At 74.2% G+C, this 20,390-nt stretch carries 19 protein-coding genes, 1 pseudogene and 1 riboswitch; of the genes and pseudogenes, 19 read left to right on the forward strand and 1 reads right to left on the reverse strand.

Annotation, left to right across the window (positions count from 1 at the left end; genetic code table 11):
* The first annotated feature begins 11 nt into the window (after positions 1 to 11).
* The 7 genes from ABD340_RS07050 (at position 12) to metK (ending at position 7,436) form a co-directional block, all read left to right on the forward strand.
* On the forward strand, positions 12 to 899 hold the full coding sequence (locus tag ABD340_RS07050; RefSeq protein WP_344587745.1) for an iron-sulfur cluster-binding protein: 888 nt from the start codon (positions 12 to 14) through the stop codon (positions 897 to 899).
* A 5-nt stretch (positions 900 to 904) separates the two neighbouring features.
* Positions 905 to 1,972, forward strand: a complete 1,068-nt coding sequence (locus ABD340_RS07055; RefSeq protein WP_344588084.1) for a dihydroorotate dehydrogenase — start codon at positions 905 to 907, stop codon at positions 1,970 to 1,972.
* A gap of 13 nt (positions 1,973 to 1,985) precedes the next feature.
* Positions 1,986 to 2,696, forward strand: coding sequence for an orotidine-5'-phosphate decarboxylase (gene pyrF, locus ABD340_RS07060; protein WP_344587746.1), 711 nt, complete (start codon positions 1,986 to 1,988; stop codon positions 2,694 to 2,696).
* Between the two features lie 577 nt (positions 2,697 to 3,273).
* Complete coding sequence (gene mihF, locus ABD340_RS07065) at positions 3,274 to 3,600, forward strand: integration host factor, actinobacterial type (protein ID WP_344587747.1); 327 nt, start codon at positions 3,274 to 3,276, stop codon at positions 3,598 to 3,600.
* Positions 3,601 to 4,122: 522 nt separating this feature from the next.
* Positions 4,123 to 4,392 (forward strand): DNA-directed RNA polymerase subunit omega, encoded by a 270-nt coding sequence (gene rpoZ / locus ABD340_RS07075; RefSeq protein WP_192761463.1) that lies wholly within the window; start codon positions 4,123 to 4,125, stop codon positions 4,390 to 4,392.
* A 319-nt stretch (positions 4,393 to 4,711) separates the two neighbouring features.
* Complete coding sequence (gene coaBC, locus ABD340_RS07080; protein ID WP_344587748.1) at positions 4,712 to 5,968, forward strand: bifunctional phosphopantothenoylcysteine decarboxylase/phosphopantothenate--cysteine ligase CoaBC; 1,257 nt, start codon at positions 4,712 to 4,714, stop codon at positions 5,966 to 5,968.
* A 262-nt stretch (positions 5,969 to 6,230) separates the two neighbouring features.
* Positions 6,231 to 7,436, forward strand: coding sequence for a methionine adenosyltransferase (metK, locus tag ABD340_RS07085; RefSeq protein ID WP_344587749.1), 1,206 nt, complete (start codon positions 6,231 to 6,233; stop codon positions 7,434 to 7,436).
* 278 nt (positions 7,437 to 7,714) lie between these two features.
* On the opposite strand, the pseudogene ABD340_RS07090 reads toward metK, so the two are convergent.
* Positions 7,715 to 7,790: pseudogene (locus ABD340_RS07090) on the reverse strand.
* A gap of 98 nt (positions 7,791 to 7,888) precedes the next feature.
* On the opposite strand from ABD340_RS07090, the gene ABD340_RS07095 reads away from it, so the two are divergent.
* The 12 genes from ABD340_RS07095 (at position 7,889) to ribH (ending at position 20,277) form a co-directional block, all read left to right on the forward strand.
* Positions 7,889 to 9,988: a primosomal protein N' gene (locus ABD340_RS07095; protein WP_344587750.1), complete on the forward strand. Its 2,100-nt coding sequence runs from the start codon at positions 7,889 to 7,891 to the stop codon at positions 9,986 to 9,988.
* A gap of 41 nt (positions 9,989 to 10,029) precedes the next feature.
* Positions 10,030 to 11,931 carry a hypothetical protein gene (locus tag ABD340_RS07100; RefSeq protein ID WP_344587751.1) on the forward strand — a complete coding sequence of 634 codons (1,902 nt, stop codon included), beginning with the start codon at positions 10,030 to 10,032 and terminating at the stop codon, positions 11,929 to 11,931.
* 57 nt (positions 11,932 to 11,988) lie between these two features.
* A complete protein-coding gene (def, locus tag ABD340_RS07105) occupies positions 11,989 to 12,534 on the forward strand; it encodes a peptide deformylase (protein WP_344587752.1) in 546 nt (181 codons plus the stop codon).
* A gap of 17 nt (positions 12,535 to 12,551) precedes the next feature.
* A complete protein-coding gene (gene fmt / locus ABD340_RS07110) occupies positions 12,552 to 13,481 on the forward strand; it encodes a methionyl-tRNA formyltransferase (RefSeq protein WP_344587753.1) in 930 nt (309 codons plus the stop codon).
* Positions 13,481 to 14,950: an RsmB/NOP family class I SAM-dependent RNA methyltransferase gene (locus ABD340_RS07115; protein ID WP_344587754.1), complete on the forward strand. Its 1,470-nt coding sequence runs from the start codon at positions 13,481 to 13,483 to the stop codon at positions 14,948 to 14,950. Before fmt ends, ABD340_RS07115 begins: the two co-directional genes overlap by 1 nt.
* 122 nt (positions 14,951 to 15,072) lie before the next feature.
* A complete protein-coding gene (locus ABD340_RS07120) occupies positions 15,073 to 16,020 on the forward strand; it encodes a phosphatase PAP2 family protein (RefSeq protein WP_344587755.1) in 948 nt (315 codons plus the stop codon).
* Between the two features lie 12 nt (positions 16,021 to 16,032).
* Positions 16,033 to 16,695 (forward strand): ribulose-phosphate 3-epimerase, encoded by a 663-nt coding sequence (gene rpe / locus ABD340_RS07125; protein ID WP_344587756.1) that lies wholly within the window; start codon positions 16,033 to 16,035, stop codon positions 16,693 to 16,695.
* Positions 16,692 to 17,339: an HAD-IA family hydrolase gene (locus tag ABD340_RS07130; protein WP_344587757.1), complete on the forward strand. Its 648-nt coding sequence runs from the start codon at positions 16,692 to 16,694 to the stop codon at positions 17,337 to 17,339. The genes rpe and ABD340_RS07130 overlap by 4 nt, the downstream gene beginning before the upstream one ends.
* A gap of 110 nt (positions 17,340 to 17,449) precedes the next feature.
* A riboswitch (FMN riboswitch) is annotated at positions 17,450 to 17,580 on the forward strand.
* A gap of 75 nt (positions 17,581 to 17,655) precedes the next feature.
* Positions 17,656 to 18,273, forward strand: coding sequence for a riboflavin synthase (locus tag ABD340_RS07135; protein WP_344587758.1), 618 nt, complete (start codon positions 17,656 to 17,658; stop codon positions 18,271 to 18,273).
* Positions 18,270 to 18,485 (forward strand): hypothetical protein, encoded by a 216-nt coding sequence (locus tag ABD340_RS07140; RefSeq protein ID WP_344587759.1) that lies wholly within the window; start codon positions 18,270 to 18,272, stop codon positions 18,483 to 18,485. Before ABD340_RS07135 ends, ABD340_RS07140 begins: the two co-directional genes overlap by 4 nt.
* Positions 18,486 to 18,502: 17 nt before the next feature.
* Positions 18,503 to 19,735, forward strand: coding sequence for a bifunctional 3,4-dihydroxy-2-butanone-4-phosphate synthase/GTP cyclohydrolase II (locus ABD340_RS07145; protein WP_344587763.1), 1,233 nt, complete (start codon positions 18,503 to 18,505; stop codon positions 19,733 to 19,735).
* Positions 19,732 to 20,277 carry a 6,7-dimethyl-8-ribityllumazine synthase gene (ribH, locus tag ABD340_RS07150; protein ID WP_344587764.1) on the forward strand — a complete coding sequence of 182 codons (546 nt, stop codon included), beginning with the start codon at positions 19,732 to 19,734 and terminating at the stop codon, positions 20,275 to 20,277. The genes ABD340_RS07145 and ribH overlap by 4 nt, the downstream gene beginning before the upstream one ends.
* Positions 20,278 to 20,390: the final 113 nt, after the last annotated feature.

Raw genomic sequence — 20,390 nt, forward strand, 5'->3', positions numbered from 1 at the left:
GAGGGAGACTGGTGTCCGACACCCCGGTGCAGACGTCGGCGACCGTACTGACGGTCCGCCAGGTGCAGGACTACCACGCGCTGACGCTGGTGGCCCCGGCGATCGCCGAGCGGTTCCGCCCGGGGCAGTTCGTGGCGCTGGCGGTCGGCGGCGAGCACACCGGCCGCCTGGTCCGCCGGTGCTTCGGGGTGTACGAGGTCAAGTCGGACTACGGCGGGACGGTCGAGCTCGTCTTCGCCGACCGGGAGCCGGGCACCGCGTGGCTGGCGTCCCGCCGCTCCCGCGACCAGCTCGACCTCGTCGGCCCGCTCGGCCGCCCGTTCCGGCTCCCCAGGGACCCCGTGAGCTGCCTGCTGATCGGCGGCGGCCCCGGGGGAGCGGCCCTGTTCGCGCTGGCCGACACGCTGCATCGGCGCGACTGCCGGGTGCACTTCGTGCTCGGCGGTCCGTCCGCCGGGCAGGTCTTCGGGTCCCGGATGGCCCGGCGCATCGGCGACTCGGCGACCGTCACGACCGAGGACGGCTCGCTCGGGGAGGAGGCCGCGATCCGCGACGTGCTGCCCCGCGTCATCCAGGAGACCGGCGCCGACGTGGTGTACGCCTGCGGCCCGACGCCGCTGCTGCGTTCGGTGACCCAGGTCGCGGGCGAGTACGGCCTGCCCTCCCAGGTGTCGGTGGAGTCCTTCCTCCAGGAGACGGGCGCCTGCGGCATCGGGGTCTGCATGACGTGCATGCTCCCGATGCACGGCGACGACGGCGTGACCCGCATGGTGCGCGCCTGCGCCGACGGGCCCGTCCTGCGCGGCGACCGCGTCCGCTGGGGCGACCTCGGCACGATCCCCTTCGACGCCCTGGGCGCCCCCCGCGCCCTCAGCCTCACGGAAGGCGGCAACCGGTGAACGCGATGAACACCGCGCGGCTGGGGACCCGCCTGGGGGCGCTGGAACTGCCCAATCCCGTGCTGACCGCGGCCGGCTGCGGCGGCACGGGGCGGGAGCTGGCCCAGTTCTTCGACCTCGACCGGCTGGGGGCGTTCGTCACCACGTCGGTGATGACGCAGCCGCGGGCGGGCCGTCCCACGCCGCGGATGGCCGAGACGCCCAGCGGCCTGCTCACCGCCATGGGCCTGCCCGGGCCGGGCATCGAGGGCTTCCTGGAACGCGATCTGCCCTGGCTGGCCGAGCAGGACGTGCACACGATCGTGTCGGTCGCGGGCAACAGCGTGGAGGAGTTCGGGGAGCTGGCCCGGCGGTTGCGCGGCGTCCCGGGGATCGCCGCGATCGAGGTGAACGTCGCCTGCCCCAACGTCGAGGACCGGGGCCGGATGTTCGCCTGGCACCCCGGCGCCGCCGCCTCGGTGGTGCGGGCGGTCAAGGCGCACGCGCGGCCCGGCGTGCCGGTGCTGGCCAAGCTCGCCCCCGACGTCACCGACATCGTCACCATCGCCCTGGCGTGCGTGGACGCGGGCGCCGAGGGCCTCACCCTGATCAACACCCTGGAGGGCATGGCGATCGACACCGGGACGCTGCGGCCCGCCCTCACCGGCGTGTCGGGCGGCCTGTCGGGGCCGGCGCTCCGCCCGCTCGCGCTGCGCTGCGTCTACCAGGTGCACGCCGCGCTGCCCGGCGTCCCGATCATCGGGGTGGGCGGGGTGAGCAGCGGCCTGGACGCGCTGGAGTTCGTCCTGGCGGGCGCGTCCGCCGTGGCCGTGGGCACCACCCTGTTCCACGATCCGATGGCCGTGCCGCGCATCCTGCGGGAGCTGGACGAGGCGCTGGCCGTCCGCAGCATCGGCCGGATCGGCGACGTCGTGGGCCTGGCCCACAAGCCCGCCGGCTTCGTACCGCCCCAGGTGCTGCCCGAGCCGCCCGTACCGGCCACGGAGCCTGATCGGGACCCCGACCCCCGAGCAGGCTCCGAGTACGCCTCTGAGCCGCTCTCCGGCCCGGCGCCGGCCGGTCCGGGGAATTGAAGGAGAAGCTCCAGTGACCGTCTCACCCGCTCCCATCGCCGTCGCCCTGGACGCCCCCGACCTGGAGACCGCCGCCCGCTGGGCCACCCAGGTCACCCCGCACGTCAGCACCGTCAAGGTCGGGCTGGAGCTCTACCTGCGGTACGGCCCCGACGTCGTGGCCAGCGTGCGGGGCGCCAGCGGCGTCCAGGTCTTCCTGGACCTCAAGCTGCACGACATCCCGGCCACCGTCGCGGGCGCCGCCCGTGCCGTGGCCCGGCTGCGGCCGGCCTTCCTCACCGTGCACGCGGCCGGCGGCCCGGCCATGATCCGCGCCGCGGTGGAGGCGGCCCCGGCCACCCGCGTCACGGCCGTGACGGTCCTCACCTCGCTCGGCGACGGCGACCTGGACGCGCTCGGCGTCGCCGGTCCCGCCTCCGACGCGGTGCGCCGGCTGGCGGCGCTCGCGGTGGACGCGGGCGCGCAGGCGCTGGTGTGCTCGCCGCGGGAGGCGGCCGCGGTGCGCGCGGAGGTCGGCCCGGACATCACGCTGATCACGCCCGGGGTGCGCCCGTCGGGGGCCGCGACGCAGGACCAGGCGCGGGTCGCCACGCCGGAGGCGGCGCTGGCGGCCGGCGCCGACCTGCTGGTGATCGGCCGCCCCATCACCGGCGCCGCGGACCCGGGCGCGGCGGCGGCCGGGATCGCCGCCGCGCTTCGCCGGGTCGCCGCCGGCGCCCCGTGAATCCGGGCGTTCGAAGTTCACCGCGCGATGTTCGACGGGCGAAGTCCGCCCGACATTTGAATCGTGCCAATTGTCGCGTGCCAAAGTCGCGCGAGCGGTGCGCACACCCGGCCCGCAAGATCAGCATCCAGGTTCGGCCGACCGAAAATGGTGAATACGGACCGGGCGTGACAAGGGTCACGTTCTGCGCGTTCCAGTCCGTCGATCGCGCCCCCGGCGCGCTCCCCGAGCGGTGTCCCGACCAGCCACGGGAAGGCGCCGAGCGTGCTCAGTGTGACCGTCCGATGGCCCTCTGATGATCAACTAGGCCGCTAGGGGGGTGAAATCGGGTGACGGATGACACAATCGGGGCCCTCGCGGGCGGTTTTTCACGATCAGGCAATAGTCCCAGCAAGGCGGGCGGATGGCCGTCTCGGACGGCCGAGTTGAGTACACTGTGTATTGAGGTCACTTCAAGGAGTGATATTCGTGATTTTGTGGCGGGCTAAACGGCACTTCACGTTGCCTTATGGGCAGTGAAGTCGCTAGTTTCCACACCCGTCCGACTCCGTCGAGTGGAAACCTGAGGTGACCCGGCGTGGCTCTTCCGCCCCTAACCCCCGAACAGCGCGCCGCAGCCCTGGAGAAGGCTGCCAAGGCCCGCAAGGAGCGGGCCGAGGTTAAGAACAAGCTCAAGCACGGGGGGCTCTCGCTTGCCGAAGTCCTCAAGGAGGGGCAGACCGACGACGTCATCGGAAAGATGAAGGTGTCGGCCCTCCTGGAATCGCTGCCCAGTGTGGGCAAGGTCCGTGCCAAGCAGATCATGGAGCGCCTCGGCATCGCCGAGTCCCGCCGTGTGCGGGGGCTCGGTGCCAACCAGCGCGCTTCCCTGGAGCGTGAGTTCGGCGGCGGTGCGAACCGCTGATCGGCGACTCATGGGCGGGCGCGGCGGGGCATCCGCCGCGGCCGGTCAGGTGCGTTTCCGGCCGGCCGGCTCCATCCCGTCCGATTCCGGCACACCCATTCCTGTGCCGGACGGCTCCCTCCCGCGGGACGTGCGCGTGCGGCGGCTGACGGTCCTGTCCGGGCCGTCGGGCGCCGGTCGGCGCACGGTCGTCGCCGAGATCCGGCGGGCCCACCAGAGGTGAGGCTGTCGGTCTCGGTGACCACCCGGCCCCCGGCCGGGCGAGACCCGCGGGGACGCAGTGCTTCTTCGTCGACGACGCCGGTTCCGACCGGCTCGTCGCCGAGGGGGAGGACCGGCTCGCCCACGGCGAGCCGGTGCTCCTGGAGATCACCCGCCGGTCCCGGCGGTCACCCGGACTCCCCGGCGTCACCCTCGTCCACACCTCCGTCCAAGAGATGTGCGATGAGCTGCTAACCTTGATGGTTGTCCATCAACGCGACGCCCGCCGCCCGGCGGAGAGGTCGCGACGCCAGACATCGAATGGAAGGCCACGGAGTGGCAGCCAGCAGCGAAGGCATCACCAACCCGTCGATCGACGAGCTTCTCGAGGTCGTCGACACCAAGTACGGCCTCGTGAGCATCGCGGCCAAGCGCGCCCGGCAGATCAACGCCTACTACGCCCAGCTCGGCGAGGGCCTGCTGGAGTACGTCGGCCCGCTCGTCGAGACGCAGGTCCAGGAGAAGCCGCTGTCGATCGCGCTGCGCGAGACGCGCGAGGGCCTGCTCAACGCCGAGCCGATCGAAGGCTGAGGCCGACCCGAGGAGCCGAGGCATGCTCGACGCCCTCCGGTGCGTCTTCGCCGGTTCCTCGGATCTTGTGTTGTTCCAGGGGGGCGACCCCCTGGAACCCCCGGGAGGGGGCGTGCTCGACGCGCTCCGGGCGTCTTCGCCGGGCCCCTTGGATCTTGTTGTTGTTCCAGGGGGATCCCCTGGAACCCCCCGGGGGTGTTCGACGCCCCGGGGGGCCGCCCCGCGGGGCTAAGGTCGGCCGCGACCGGACGGGAGAGCGATCCCCGTGAGCGGGGGGGCGGCCTGATCACATGAGCGCCGGGAATGCGATCATAAAGAGATGAGCTCCTCCCAGCCGCGCGTCGTCCTCGGCGTGGGCGCGGGCATCGCCGCGTACAAGGTGTGCGAGCTGCTGCGGCGGCTCACCGAGTCCGGCCATGACGTGCGCGTGGTGCCCACGGCCGACGCGCTGCGCTTCGTGGGCGAGCCCACGTGGGCCGCGCTGTCGGGCCATCCGGTGTCGCCCGAGGTGTGGACGGGCGTCTCCGAGGTGCCGCACGTGCGCCTCGGCCAGGGCGCCGACCTGGTGTTCGTCGCCCCCGCCACCGCCGACCTGCTGGCCAGGGCGGCGCACGGGCTGGCCGACGACCTGCTGACCAACACGCTGCTGACGGCGCGCTGCCCGGTGGTGTTCGCCCCGGCGATGCACACCGAGATGTGGGAGCACCCGGCCACCCAGGCGAACGTGGCCACCCTGCGGTCCCGCGGCGCGATCGTCGTCGAACCGGCCGCGGGCCGGCTCACCGGCAAGGACACCGGCCCCGGCCGGCTGCCCGAGCCCGCCGAGCTGTTCGAGGTCGCCCGGCACGTCCTGGCCCGGTCCGCGGCGGGACGCGCCGAGGGCCGCGATCTGGCCGGGCGGCACGTGGTCGTCTCGGCCGGCGGCACCCGTGAGCCCATCGACCCGGTGCGCTTCATCGGCAACCGGTCCTCCGGCATGCAGGGGTACGCCCTGGCCCGTACGGCGGTGGCCCGCGGCGCCCGCGTCACGCTGGTGTCGGCCAATTCGGCGCTGCCCGACCCGGCCGGTGCCCGGGTGGTGCGGGTCGGTTCCGCCGAGGAGATGCGCAAGGCCGTCCTGGAGGCCGTGCAGGGCGGCGGCCCGCACCCGGGCGGCGAGGCCGACGCGGTGGTGATGGCCGCCGCGGTCGCCGACTTCCGCCCCGTCGGCTACCAGGGCTCCAAGATCAAGAAGGCCGCGGGTGTCGAGCCCGAGCCCATCGCCCTGGCCAAGAACCCCGACATCCTCGCCGAGCTCGCGGCGCGCCGCCCGGCCGGCCAGGTGGTCGTGGGATTCGCCGCCGAGACCGACGACGTGCTGGCCAACGGCCGCGACAAGCTCGCCCGCAAGGGCTGCGACCTGCTCGTGGTCAACCAGGTCGGGGAGGACCTGACCTTCGGCCTGCCGGACAACGAGGCCGTGGTGCTCGGTGCCGACGGCACCGCCACCGAGGTGCCGCGGGGTGCCAAGGAGGCGCTGGCCGAGGTCGTCTGGGACCTCGTCGTCGCTCGGCTGGAGCCGCTTCCCCTGGGGTGAAGCCCCTGCTCCCGGTATGCGGTCCGGCCGGAAGTCCGAGGATGCACCGGTCGGAGGGTTGGGTATACGTTGCCTCGGGGCCGTTCCCGATAGACTTCGGCGGAATAAGCCGAGTCGAGTCGGTCAGCCGGTCGCGCCCGGCCGGTCGTGCCATGGCCGAGACGGTTCCGCCCGCGCGGGACGGCGTTTCCCGCCGGAGGCCACATCCACAAGTCCGTTTCTGCGACGTCAGTCAGCAGCCGCTGCAAGGAGTTCACGTAACGTGTCTCGCCGCCTGTTCACCTCCGAGTCCGTCACCGAAGGACACCCGGACAAGATTGCGGACCAGATCAGCGACGCGATCCTCGATGCGATGCTCAAGGACGACCCCACCAGCCGGGTCGCCGTCGAGACCATGATCACCACCGGCCAGGTGCACGTCGCCGGCGAGGTGACCACCGAGACCTACGTGGACATCCCCGGGGTGATCCGCGAGAAGATCCTTGAGATCGGCTACGACTCGTCCAAGAAGGGCTTCGACGGGCACTCCTGCGGCGTGTCGGTATCGATCGGGGCGCAGTCGCCCGACATCGCGCAGGGCGTCGACGACGCCTACGAGAACCGCGAGGGCGACGACCGCGACAAGCAGGGCGACGACCTCGACCGGCAGGGCGCCGGCGACCAGGGCCTGATGTTCGGCTACGCCACCAACGAGACGCCCGAGCTGATGCCGCTGCCGATCACCCTGGCGCACCGGCTGGCGCAGCGGCTGTCGGAGGTCCGCAAGCAGGGCAAGGTGCCCTACCTGCGCCCCGACGGCAAGACCCAGGTCACCATCGAGTACGACGGCGACCGCGGGGTGCGGCTCGACACCGTGGTGGTGTCGTCCCAGCACGCCCCCGACATCGACCTCAAGGAACTGCTGACCCCCGACGTCAAGGAGCACGTGGTCGACCCGGTGCTGGCCGGCCTCGACCTGGACACCGACGGGTACCGGCTGCTGGTCAACCCCACCGGGCGGTTCGAGATCGGCGGGCCGATGGGCGACGCCGGGCTGACCGGCCGCAAGATCATCGTGGACACCTACGGCGGCATGGCCCGGCACGGCGGCGGCGCGTTCTCCGGCAAGGACCCGTCCAAGGTCGACCGGTCCGCCGCGTACGCGATGCGCTGGGTGGCCAAGAACATCGTGGCGGCCGAGCTGGCCGACCGCGCCGAGGTGCAGGTCGCCTACGCGATCGGCAAGGCGCACCCGGTGGGCGTGTTCGTGGAGACCTTCGGCACCGAGAAGGTGCCCGCCGCCAAGATCCAGGAGGCGGTGCTGGAGGTGTTCGACCTGCGCCCGGCCGCGATCGTCCGCGATCTGGACCTGCTGCGCCCGATCTACTCGCAAACCGCCGCCTACGGGCACTTCGGCCGTCCCGAGCCGGACTTCTCCTGGGAGTCCACCGACCGCGCCGCCGACCTGGCCAAGGCCGCCGGCCTCTGACCGTCCCGCAACACTGGAAAGGGCCTCGGGGTACGTCTTGGGTTCACGCGGTCGTCGCAACACCTCGATTTGAGGAGTTGCGACGACCGTGTCGTTTGCGGAGGAGTTGGCGGCGCATGGCGAGCGGCTGACGCGGCTGGTCGATGCGGGTGTGCCGGTGAAGGACGCGTGCGTGGCGTTGGGGCTGCCGCAGCGGCGCGGGTATGCGATGTTGCGGGCGCTGGGCCGGCCGGCGGGGCGGTCGAAGCCGGTGATCGGCCAGGCGGTGCGGGAGCGGGTGGTGGGTCGGCCGGAATCGAACCGGCGTCCTCCCGGAAGGGGGTTCCGGGCGCGACGACCTCTGCGCTACGACCCACCAGCCGGCACCCTAGCGATGCGCGCGTCGGCGGTGCGAGCGGGTTTCCGTGCGCGGGCGAGAGGCGGTGTCGCCGGCATCTGGTAGGACGGGTGGCGTGACGAACGAGGGCGGCGAAACGGAGCTGATCCCGGGCCTGGGGGACGTGCCGCGCGCGCCCGTCAAGGCCGGGAAGGGCACCGCCACGGCCGCCAAGAAGGCGGGCAAAGGGAAGAAGGGGGCCCGCCGGCCCGCCGAGCACCTGCCCGTCGCGCGCGTCGCCGTGGACATGTCCTTGCCGCACCTCGACCGTCCCTTCGACTACCAGGTGCCCGCAGAGCTGGACGAGAAGGCCGTGCCGGGCTGCCGGGTGCGGGTCCGGTTCGCGGGGCAGCTCGTGGACGGCCTGGTCCTGGAGCGGGTGGCCGAGAGCGAGCACGAGGGCCGGCTGTCGTTCCTGGAGCGCGTAACCTCGTCCGAGCCCGTCCTGTCTTCGGAGGTCGCCGCCCTGGCGCGGGAGGTGGCCGACCGTTACGCCGGTACGTTCGCGGACGTGCTGCGGCTGGCCGTACCGCCCCGGCACGCGCGCGTCGAGGCCGAGCCCGCGCCCGAGGCGCCCGACGGGGAGATCGCCGTGGACGGGCCCGGGCCGTGGGAGGAGTATCCGGCGGGGCCGTCGTTCCTGAAGGCCCTCGCAGAAGGGCGCGCCCCGCGTGCCGTGTGGACCGCCTTGCCCGGCCCCGCCTGGACGAGGGCGATCGCACGGGCCGTGGCTGTCGCGCTCAAGGGCGGACGGGGCGCGCTCGTGGTCATGGCCGATGGCGGGGACGTCGCCCGTGTCGACGAGGCCCTCGGCGAAGAGTTGGGGACGGGCAGGCATGTCGCCCTCACCGCGGAAGTGGGCCCTGCCGAGCGCTACCGGCGTTGGCTCGCCATCCGCAGGGGCACGGCGCGGGCGGTCGTCGGTACGCGGGCTGCGATGTTCGCCCCCGTCGAGGACCTGGGCCTGGTCGTCCTGTGGGACGACGGCGACGATGTGCACGCCGAGCCGCACGCCCCCTACCCGCACCCGCGCGAGGTGCTGGCTCTGCGCGCGCACAGGGCCGGGGCGGGCGCGCTGATCGGGGGCTTCACGCGTACGACGGAAGCGACCGTCCTGGTGGAGACGGGGTGGGCACACGCCTTGGCTGCGGATCGGCTTCGGGTACGTGCGACGATGCCGCGCGTGCGGCCTGTGGGGGATGACGTCGAACTGTCGCGTGACGGCGCCGCGCGCACGGCAAGGCTCACCCATATGGCGTTCCAGACGGCGCGGCAGGCGCTTGAGCATGGGCCGGTTCTGGTGCAGGTCCCTCGGCGCGGCTACCTGCCGGGGCTCGCGTGCGGCCGTTGCCGTGGCCCGGCCCGGTGCGGGGCGTGCCAGGGGCCGCTGTCGTTGACGTCGGCCCATGCGGCGCCCTACTGCCGCTGGTGCGGCCGTATAGCGGGTGATTGGGCGTGCCCCGAGTGCGGCTTTCGGCAGGTCCGCGCCGTGGTCGTGGGGGCCCGCCGTACGGCCGAGGAGCTCGGCAGGGCCTTTCCGGGGGTACTCGTACGGACCTCTGGCCGGGACGCCGTGCTGGACCGGATCGGCGAGGAGCGGGCTCTGGTGGTGTCCACGCCAGGTGCGGAGCCGGTCGCCGAAGGCGGCGGTTACGCGGCGGCGCTGCTGCTGGACGGCTGGGTGCTGCTGGGCCGCGCCGACCTGCGGGCGGGGGAGGAGACGCTGCGCCGCTGGATGAACGCCGCCGCGCTGGTGCGGCCCTCCGCGCCCGTGGTCGTCTCGGCCGACGGGGCGCTTCCCCCTGCGCAGGCCCTCGTCCGCTGGGATCCGGTCACTTACGCCGAACGCGAGTTGGCCGAGCGCAGGGAGGTCGGTTTTCCTCCTGCCGTCCGCATGGCCTCCCTGACGGGCACGCCTGCGGCCATCCGGGAGCTGCTCTCCCACGCGCGGCTGCCGGGAGGGGCAGAGGTCCTCGGCCCCGTGCCGGTGGCCGTGGGCGCCAAGGGCCCCGCGCAGGAAGGCGAGGGCGCCGAGAAGGAGCGTGCGCTCGTGCGCGTGCCGCGTCCCGCCGGGGCCGCCCTGGCGAAGGCGTTGCAGGAGGCCCAGGGCGTGCGCAGCGCCCGTAAGGCGCCGGAGACCGTGCGCGTGCAGATCGACCCGCTCGAACTCATCTGAGCGGGCCACTTCCGGCGCGTTCGAGCACTAGGGTTCTCCGGGTGGCCGACAACTGGGTGGACGAGGTCGCCGGGGATTTCCGGCGCTGGGCGGACCGCCGCGCGATCGACGGCGCCGCGGACGTAGAGGGTGCGCTGCTCCTGCTCGACCTCGCCCGCGCGGAGCTGGAGCTCCCCGGGCTCGCGGGGCTCACCCCGCCGCTGCTGCGCGAGCTGCTGCTGGAGGTGTTCCCCGACGCGGTGGTCGCGAGCGCGGACGAGGCCCCGGCCGTTCTCGACGCGATCCGCCGGCTGCTGGTCTTCCTGCGCGACACCGGGGCCGTCGAGGACGGCGCCGCCGACGCGCTGGAGGCCGAGCTGGACGCCCTCGCCCCCGAGTTCGCCGAGGCCGTCGCCGCCGCCGACACCGCCGAGCGGCAGGCCGCCGCCGAGCTCCTCACCGGGATGATGCTCGCCGAGGGCGTCCCGGTCGACGACCAGGAGGCGGTCTCGCGGTGGGTGCGGGAGTTCGAGGCCCTGCCCGAGGAGCAGCGGTACGCCCGTACCGAGCAGTATCTGCGCGAGGCCGGGGAACGCGTCGTCCCGCCAGTGCGGCTGGCCCCTGCCGCCGACCTGGCCGCGGCCGCCCGGGCCTCGGGCCTGGCCGCGCAGATCCGCGCGCTGGCCGCCTGGACCGGGGACGGCAGGGCGGTCGACGAGTACGGCGAACCGGCGGCCGCGGAGGCGAGCGCCGCCGTCGAGGCCCTCGACCTGCCCGTGCCGCGCCGTTCCGGCACCGTGCACGACCTGGGTGACCTGCCCGAGCTGGACCGGCTCTGGTGGGCCGCGGTCGAGGCCGAGGTGATCACGGCGGAGGACGGTCGCGCCGGCCCCGGCCCCGCCCTGCCCAGGCTGCCCGCCCCCGGCGAGGAAGGCGACGGCGTCCCGGGCGATGAGGACGTGCTGGAGACGTGGCTGCGGTTGTTCGACGGCGTGGCGGTGCCCGAGCACGACCCGGAGGACGGCCTGGACGCCGTGCGGCTCGTGCAGAACGAGCTGACCGGCGTCCTCATCCACCTCTACGAGCAGGAGGGGCCCTCGCCGCGCGCGGAGCTGGCCGCCGCGCTGGCCGAGCACGTCGCCGAGGCCTACGAGGCCGCCGACGGGCTCGACCTGGCCGCCGCCGTCGAGGAGGCGCTGGCGCTGGAGATCGACGATCTCGTCCGGTGGGACGTCGTCCGCCCCGTCCAGGAGGGCTCGGGATACGCGCTCACGCCGCTGGGCGTGTGGGGCGTGCGGGAACTGCTGCTGGCCGACGGTTTCGCCGCGCCCGTCGTCGGCGAGCTGGCCGGCGCCCCCGCGGCCGAGCTGGTCGCCGGGCTCACCTGGCACCGGCAGGACACCGCCGACGAGGAGATCGACGGCTGGCTGGCCGGCCGCGACGCCGGCACCGCCGCCCGCGACCTGCTGGAGGTCATGCGCACCGGCGGCCCGGGCGCCCGCAACCTGGCCGCCGCCGTGCTGCAGCGCGTCGGCCCCGAGGCCGCGGACGCGGTGCGCGAGGTCGGCGCGGAGCGGCCCGTCCGCCCGTACGCCGCGCTGTGGCTGGAACGCCTCACCGCCGACCGCGACGGCCCGGACAGCACAGCCCCGGACAACACGGGCCCGGACAACACGGGCCCGGACAACACGGGCCTGGACCGGGACGACTACCTCTGGCTGTTCATCGACACCGTCGCCGGCATGCTGGAGACCGCCGATCCGGCGGACGCGGTGGCCGCCGCCCTGGCGGACGCCCCGGCCGGGGCCGACCTGTCCGGCATGGTCGAGGAGATGTGGCGCGCCGACCACCCCGACGTCGAGGAGGTCCTGCGCGCCCTGGGCGACCACCACCCGGACCGGGAGATCGCCAAGACGGCCCGCACCGCGGCGTACAAGGCCCGGTCAGTGCGCGCCCCTTCGTAGACTGGGCACCCGATTCGCAGGGACCAGTGAGTTACAGGACAGGAAACGGAGTCCTCGTTGGCCGTCAAGCCCATTCGCCTGTTCGGCGACCCCGTGCTGCGCACCCCGGCCGAGCCCGTCAAGGACTTCGACAAGGAACTGCGGCAGCTCGTCAAGGACCTGACCGACACGATGATCGACGCGCCCGGCGCGGGCCTGGCGGCGCCGCAGCTCGGCGTCGGCCTGCGCGTGTTCACCTACTACGTCGACGACCGGCTCGGGCACGTGGTCAACCCGACCCTCGACCTGTCCGACGAGCTGGAGACCGACGACGAGGGCTGCCTGTCCCTGCCAGGGCTGGCCTTCCCCACGCCCCGCGCCGTGCGGGCCGTCGCCAAGGGCTTCAACATGCACGGGGAGCCGATCACGCTGGAGGGCACCCACCTGCTGGCCCGCTGCGTCCAGCACGAGACCGACCATCTGGACGGGATCGTCTTCATCGACCGGATGGACCCCGAGCAGCGCAAGGCGGCGATGAAGGCCATCCGCGAGGCCGAGTGGTTCGGCGACCCCGCGCCCGTGGTCAAGGAGTCCCCGCACCGCACGTTCGGCAAGGCCATCTAGGTGGAGCAGGAGCACGCTTGAAACTCGTTTTCGCCGGCACGCCGGAGACCGCGCTGCCCGCCCTGGAGGCGCTGCTGGACTCGCCCCGGCACGAGGTGGCCGCGGTGGTGACCCGCCCAGACGCGCCGTCCGGGCGGGGCCGCCGGCTGGTGGCCAGTCCCGTCGCGCAGCGCGCGGAGAAGGCCGGGATCGAGGTCCTCAAGCCGGTCAAGGCCCGTGACCCGGAGTTCCTCGACCGGCTGCGCGCCATCGGCCCCGACTGCTGCCCCGTGGTGGCCTACGGGGCGCTGCTGCCCCGGGTCGCACTGGACGTCCCGCGGCACGGCTGGGTCAACCTGCACTTCTCGCTGCTGCCCGCCTGGCGCGGCGCGGCGCCCGTCCAGCACGCGATCCTGCACGGCGACGACGTGACCGGCGCGGCCACCTTCCAGATCGAGGAGGGCCTGGACACCGGCCCGGTGTACGGGGTGCTGACCGAGCCGATCCGGCCGGACGACACCGCGGGCGCGCTGCTGGAGCGGCTGTCGGTCGCGGGCGCCCGGCTGCTGGCCGACACCATGGACGGCGTCGAGGCCGAAGTGCTGGAGGCCCGCCCGCAGCAGGAGGACGGCGTCTCGCACGCCCCCAAGATCACACCGGAGGACGCCCGGGTCGACTGGGCCGCGCCCGCGCAGCGCGTCGACCGGCTGGTCCGGGCCTGCACGCCCGCGCCCGGCGCCTGGACGACCTTCCGCGACGAGCGGCTCAAGCTCGGCCCGGTCCGCCCGGCGGCGGGGGCCGGTCCGCTGGGCCCCGGCGAGATCCGGGCGGCCAAGAAGGAGGTCCTGGTCGGGACGGCCACCCATCCCGTCGCGCTCGGCGAGGTGCAGCCCCAGGGCAAGCGGCGGATGTCCGCGCTCGACTGGACGCGCGGCGCCTCCCTCACCGGTGAGGACACCCTGGTCTGATGCCTCCAGCCCGCAAGCGCCAAGGCGGTCAGGGCGACGGCAAGGGCCGCGCCCGGGGGCACGGCCGGGCCCACGGCCACCCCAGCCGCAACCGCAGGCCCGGCGGCCCGCGCCGCACCGGCGCCCCCGAGGACCTGGTCCGCCGCACCGCGTTCGACGTGATCCGCGCCGTGGAGACCCGCGACGCCTACGCCAACCTGCTGCTGCCCGCCCGGCTGCGCGACCGCGAGCTGACCGGCCGGGACGCGGCGCTGGCGACCGAACTGACCTACGGCACGCTGCGCGGCCGCGGCACCTACGACGCGGTGCTGGCGCTGTGCAGCGACCGGCAGCTGCACCGCATCGACCCGCCGCTGCTGGACGTGCTGCGGCTGGGCGCGCACCAGATCCTGGCGACCCGGATCCCGCCGCACGCGGCCGTCGGCACGGCCGTCGACCTCGCCCGCTCCGTGGCCGGCCCGGGGCAGGCCAAGTTCGCCAACGCGGTGCTGCGCAAGGTCGCCACCCGGGATCTGGCGGGCTGGCTGGCCATCGTCGCCCCGCGGGACGGCGGTGAGACGGCCCGGCTCTCGATCGCGCACAGCCACCCCAAGTGGATCGTGGGCGCGCTGCGCGACGCCCTCGGGCCCGACCGGGACGAGATCGAGGCGCTCCTGGAGGCCGACAACCAGCGCCCCCGCGTGACGCTGGTCGCCCGGCCGGGCCGCGCGACCGTGGCGGAGCTGCGGGAGGCCGGCGCCGAGCCCGCGCCGTACTCGCCGTACGCCGCGGTGCTGCCCGAGGGCGACCCGGCCGCGGTCGCCGCCGTCCGCGAGGGCCGCGCCGCCGTCCAGGACGAGGCCAGCCAGCTGGTGGCGCTGGCCATGGCCGCCGCCCCGGTCGAGGGCCGCGACGGGCTGTGGGCCGACCTGTGCGCCGGTCCGGGAGGCAAGGCCGGGCTGCTGGCGGCGCTGGCCACCGAGCGCGGCGCCCGGCTGCTGGCCGCCGACGTCCAGCCGCACCGCGCCGCCCTGGTCGCCCGCGCGGTCGACGCGCGCGCCGGGGTGGTCGTCGCCGACGGCGCCGCGCCCGCCTGGCGGCCCGGCGCGTTCGACCGGGTCCTGCTGGACGTGCCGTGCACCGGGCTGGGGGCGCTGCGGCGCCGTCCCGAGGCGCGGTGGCGGCGCGGCCCGGAGGCGGTGGCCGAGCTGGGCCCGCTGCAGCGCGAGCTGCTGCGCCGCGCCCTGGAGGCCGTGCGGCCCGGGGGAGTGGTGGCGTACGTCACCTGCTCCCCGCACCTGGCCGAGACACGGGTGGTCGTCGACGACGTCCTGCGCGGTCGCGACGATGTGGAACGGCTCGACTCCCCGGCCGTCCTGGCCGCCGTCGAGCCCGGCCTGACCGGGCTCGGGGACGGTCCGTACGCCCAGTTCTGGCCGCACCGGCACGGCACCGACGCGATGTTCCTGGCGCTTCTCCGGCGCCGCTGAGCGCCGCGCGGCGCCGTTCGCCGGCGCACGCCCGGGAACCTTTACGTGTTGGAGGAACGTCCTTCCGGTAGCGCTCAGTAACGTTCGACACCCCGGCCTTTCTCACACGTACAGGGGGATCCGTGCTCACCGGCGCCATGCACGTCCTGTCGTTCATCGGCAGCGCGGCGTTCTACCTGCCGCTGCTGGTGGTCGTCTACTGGTGCGTGGACGCCCGGCTCGGCGCGCGGGCCGCGGTGGTGCTGTCGTGCGGCTCGGTGGTCAACACCTGGCTGAAGCTGCTCTTCCACGATCCCCGGCCGTTCTGGACCGACGGCTCGGTCACGGGGCACGAGTCCCGCAACTCGTTCGGCATGCCCTCGGGGCACGCCCAGAACGCCGTCGCGGTGTGGGGGTTCCTGGCCGCGCAGACCCGCCGCAGGGCGCTGTGGGCGGTGTCGGCGGTGCTGATCGCCGGGATCGGGGTCTCCCGGGTCGTGCTCGGCGTGCACTCGCCCGGCCAGGTCGCGGCCGGGTGGACGATCGGCGCGGCGCTGCTGGCGGCGGCGCTGTGGCTGGAGCCGCGGGTCGTCCCGCGGTGGACGGGCCGCTCGCTCCCCGAGCAGTTCGGGTTCAGCCTGGCGGTGTCGCTGGCGGCGCTCGGCGCGATGTGGGCGGCCGTGGAGGCGCTGGACGGATGGCGCTGGCCCGCCACCTGGGCGCGCGAGATCGTGCAGGCGGGCGGCCGGGTGGAGCCGATCACGCTGAGCGAGGGCGCCGCGGCCGCGGGCGGGCTGTTCGGCCTGCTGGCGGGGCTGTCGTACGCGGCGAGCCGCATCGGGTACGACCCGGCGGGCGAGGTGTGGCGGCGGCTGGCCCGGATCCCGGTGGGCGCCGCCGGGGCGCTGGCGATCTACACGCTCGGGCTGTTCCTGGGCACCCGGCCCGCGCAGGCGTTCGCCGTCCAGGCCCTGCTCGGGCTGTGGGCCACCGCGGGCGCGCCGGAGGCGTTCGTCCGGCTGGGACTGGCGCGGCGAACCTCCCGCGCCGTGACCCGGCCGGGTGCGAAGCGGCCGAAGGTGCGGCAATAGACTCGGGGCATCATGGCTCCGCAGATCTCTCCCAGCATCCTGTCCGCCGACTTCACCCGGCTCGCCGACGACGTCGCGATCATCGCCGGCGCCGCCGACTGGGTCCATGTCGACGTGATGGACAACCACTTCGTGCCCAACCTCACCCTCGGGCTGCCGGTCGTGGAGGCGCTGCTGAAGACCAGCGCGCTCCCGCTGGACTGCCATCTGATGATCGAGGACCCGGACCGGTGGGCGCCGCAGTACGCCGAGGCGGGCGCCGGCAGCGTGACCATCCACGCCGAGGCCGCCAAGGCACCGATCCGCACCCTGCGCACGATCCGCGCGGCGGGCGCCCGCGCCGGGCTCGGCATCAACCCGGCCACCCCGGTGGAGCCGTACGAGGACCTCCTCGGTGAGATCGACATGCTGCTGCTCATGACGGTGGAACCCGGGTTCGGCGGCCAGCGGTTCCTCGACGTCGTGCTGCCCAAGGTCCGCCGGGCCCGCGCGCTGATCGGCGACCGGCCGGTGTGGCTGCAGGTGGACGGCGGGGTCAGCGCCGAGACCATCGAGCGCTGCGCCGAGGCGGGCGCCGACGTGTTCGTCGCCGGCAGCGCCGTGTACGGCGCCGACGACCCGGCCGAGGCCGTCCGGAAGCTGCGCGGCCAGGCGGAGGAGGCCGCGGCCCGGTGAGCGTGCTGACCCTGCCGTGCCCGGCGGTGCTGTTCGACGTGGACGGCACCCTGGTCGACTCGACGCCCCTGGTGGAGCGGGCGGCGCGGCTGTGGGCGCCCGAGTACGGCATCGACGCCGAGGAGTTCCTGTCGGGCGCGCACGGCCGCCGCACGGGCGACCGGGTCGCCGACTTCCTGCCGCCCGATCGGGTGCGCGCGGCCACCGAGCACCTGGACGCCCTGGAGGCGGTCGAGGTCGACGGCGTCACCGCGATCGCGGGCGCCCGCGAGCTGCTGGCCGCGATGGACGGGCTGCCGTGGGCCGTGGTGACGTCGATGGACCCGGCGCAGCTGGAGGCGCGTGCCGGGGCGGCCGGGATCCCGTTGCCCGAGGTCGTCGTCACCGCGTCCGACGTGCGCGTCGGCAAGCCCGATCCGGACGGGTACCTGCAGGCCGCCCGCCGGCTGGGGGCCGACCCCCGCGACTGCGTCGTGGTCGAGGACGCCCCGGCGGGGGTGCGTGCGGGCCGTGCCGCCGGTGCCACCGTCGTGGCCGTGACGACCAGCCATGCCGCGGCGGAGCTGGGCGAGGCGGACCTGCTGGTGCCCGACCTGACGCCGTTGACCGCGGTGCCCGGGGGCCTGCGGCTCTCCCTGTGCTAACCTAGCAAGCGCTTGGTAGAGAGAGTGCTTGGTGGCGAGAGTGTCCGGCGTGGCCTTCCTCACATGTGGTGGGGAATGCCCGGCATGGCACACTGGTTGGCAGCAGTGAAACGCGTGCTCCGGGGTCGGTGAAATTCCGAACCGGCGGTGACAGTCCGCGACCCGGCCGAAGCCATCGGCCGGTTGACCCGGTGGAACTCCGGGACCGACGGTGAAAGTCCGGATGGGAGGCAGCGCGCCGTACGCCCCTGCACGGGGCGCCGTTCGACCGTCACACCCCCCCGGAGCCTTCGGCAGACCCATGGAGGCCCGGGAGATGTTCACCGGCATCGTCGAGGAGCTCGGCGAGATCGTGGCGATCGAGCCCGCGGGCGACTCCGCCGCGATCACGATCCGCGGCCCGCTCGTCACCGAGGACGCCGTGCACGGCGCCTCGATCGCCGTCAACGGCGTCTGTCTCACCGTGGTCGAGACCGCCGACGGCACCTTCACCGCGGACGCGATCAAGGAAACCCTCGACAGGTCCGCCCTGGGCGCGCTGCGCCCCGGCGCCAAGGTCAACCTCGAACGCCCGGTGCGCCTCCAGGACCGCCTCGGCGGCCACCTGGTCCAGGGCCATGTGGACGGCGTCGGCGAGATCCTCTCCCGCGAGCCCGGCGAGCGCTGGGACGTCGTCACCGTCTCCCTCCCCGCGGACCTGAGCCGCTACCTGGTCGACAAGGGCTCCATCACGGTCGACGGCATCAGCCTCACCGTGGTCGAGGCGGGCGCCGACCGCTTCAGCGTCGCGCTCATCCCGACCACGCTCGCCCTCACCACCCTCGGCCACAAGGCCCCCGGCGACCCGGTCAACCTCGAGGTCGACGTCGTCGCCAAGTACGTCGCGCGCATGCTGGGCGACCGCGCGGCCGGCCCCCTGGACGGCACCGGATGAACTGGCTGAACGCGAGCTTCGAGGCCTTCGGCGAGCACATCCTCTGGACCGGCCTCGCCGGCGTCCCGCCGGCGCTGAAGCCGGGGCCGTACGTCTCGGCCGCGGTGTACGGCGTCTTCTTCGTCATGGTGATGATCGGGTTCCGCGACTGGCACCGGGAGGCCCGGGCGCAGAACGTACAGAACCCCCGACACGAGGCGGTGGCCCCGTGAGGACGGAAGGAACGAGCATGGACATCGACGGCGGGACCGGCGGGATCTTCGACCCGATCGAGGAGGCGGTCGCCGACATCGCGGCCGGCAGGGCCGTCGTGGTCGTCGACGACGAGGACCGCGAGAACGAGGGCGACATCATCTTCGCCGCCGCCGCGGCGACCCCCGAGCTGCTGACCTTCACCGTCCGCCACACCAGCGGCGTGATCTGCGTGCCGATGCTGGGAGCGGACCTGGACCGCCTCCAGATCCCCCTCATGACCGCGCAGAACACCGAGCGGATGCGCACCGCCTACACCGTGAGCGTGGACGCCCGCGACGGCGTCTCCACCGGCATCTCCGCCGCCGACCGGGCCCGGACGATCCGCACGCTGTGCGACTCGGCCACCGAGCCGTACGAGCTGGTCCGTCCCGGCCACATCTTCCCGCTGCGCTACCACGACGGCGGGGTGCTGCGGCGCCGCGGGCACACCGAGGCCGCCGTCGACCTGGCCCGGCTGGCCGGGCTGGCGCCCGCCGGGGTGCTGGCCGAGGTGGTGAACGAGGACGGCACCATGGCCCGCCTGCCCGAGCTGCAGGTCTTCGCCAAGGAGCACGGCCTCAAGCTGATCTCCATCGAGCAGCTGGTCGAGTACCGCAGGCGCACCGAGTCGCTGGTGGAGCGGGTCGTGGAGACCCGGCTGCCGAACCGGTTCGGGACCTGGCGCGCGGTCGGGTTCGCCAGCGCCATCGACGGCGGCGAGCACGTCGCGCTCGTCCTCGGCGACCTCGGCGACGGCACCGACGTGCTGATCCGGGCGCACTCCGAATGCCTCACCGGCGACGTCCTGCACTCCGAGCGCTGCGACTGCGGCACCCAGCTGGACGCCGCCATGGAGCGCATCGCCGCCGAGGGGCGCGGCGTCGTCCTCTACCTGCGCGGGCACGAGGGCCGCGGCATCGGCCTGCTGGCCAAGCTGCAGGCCTACGCGCTTCAGGACAGCGGCTCCGACACCGTGGACGCCAACCTGGAACTGGGCCTGCCGGCCGACGCCCGGGAGTACTCCAACGCCGCCCACATGCTGCGCGACCTGGGCGTGCGCTCGGTCCGGGTACTGACCAACAACCCGGCCAAGCTCAAGGGCCTGGACGGCTTCGGCCTCGAGGTGCTGGGCCGCGAGGCCATGCCCGTCGTCGTCACCGAGCACAACCGCCGCTACCTGACGGTCAAGCGCGACCGTCTCGGACACAGGATCGAGGGTCTCTCATGAGCGGGGCGGGACGTCCCGAGGACACCACCGTCGAGGCCGGGGGCCTGACCCTCGGCATCGTGTGCACGCGCTGGCACGGCCACATCACCGACCGGCTCCTGGAACGCGCCCTGGCCGCCGCCGGCGCCTGCGGGATCCGGGAACCGGTCGTCGTCCGGGTCGCCGGCGCGCTGGAGCTGCCCGTGGTGGCGCAGCAGCTGGCCCGCGACCTGGACGCCGTCGTCTGCCTCGGCGCGGTGATCCGCGGCGAGACCGCGCACTTCGACCACGTCTGCGACTCGGTCACCTCCGGCGTCACCAGGGTCGCGCTGGACGCCGCCACCCCGGTCGGCAACGGAGTGCTGACCTGCGACGACGTCGAGCAGGCCATGGCCCGCTCCGGCTTCCCCGACAGCAAGGAGGACAAGGGCTGGGAGTCGGTGGTGGCCGCCCTGGACACCGCCCTGACGCTGCGCCGGCTGAGATCGTCCGGCGCGGCCCGGCCGCCGCGCGGCACGCCTCCGGGCGGCCCGGTCGGCGGAAGCCCGGCCCGGACCGCGTAAGATCTGGGATGGACAGCGCGCCGGGCCGACCGGCGCGAGGGACCACTCGCCGGAGCGACCGGCGGGTCGCACCACGGGATGGGAGGCGACGGTGGCCGCACTCGACACGGCAC

Origin of the sequence: Actinomadura vinacea (assembly GCF_039532545.1) — a bacterium.
GTDB lineage: Bacteria > Actinomycetota > Actinomycetes > Streptosporangiales > Streptosporangiaceae > Spirillospora > Spirillospora vinacea.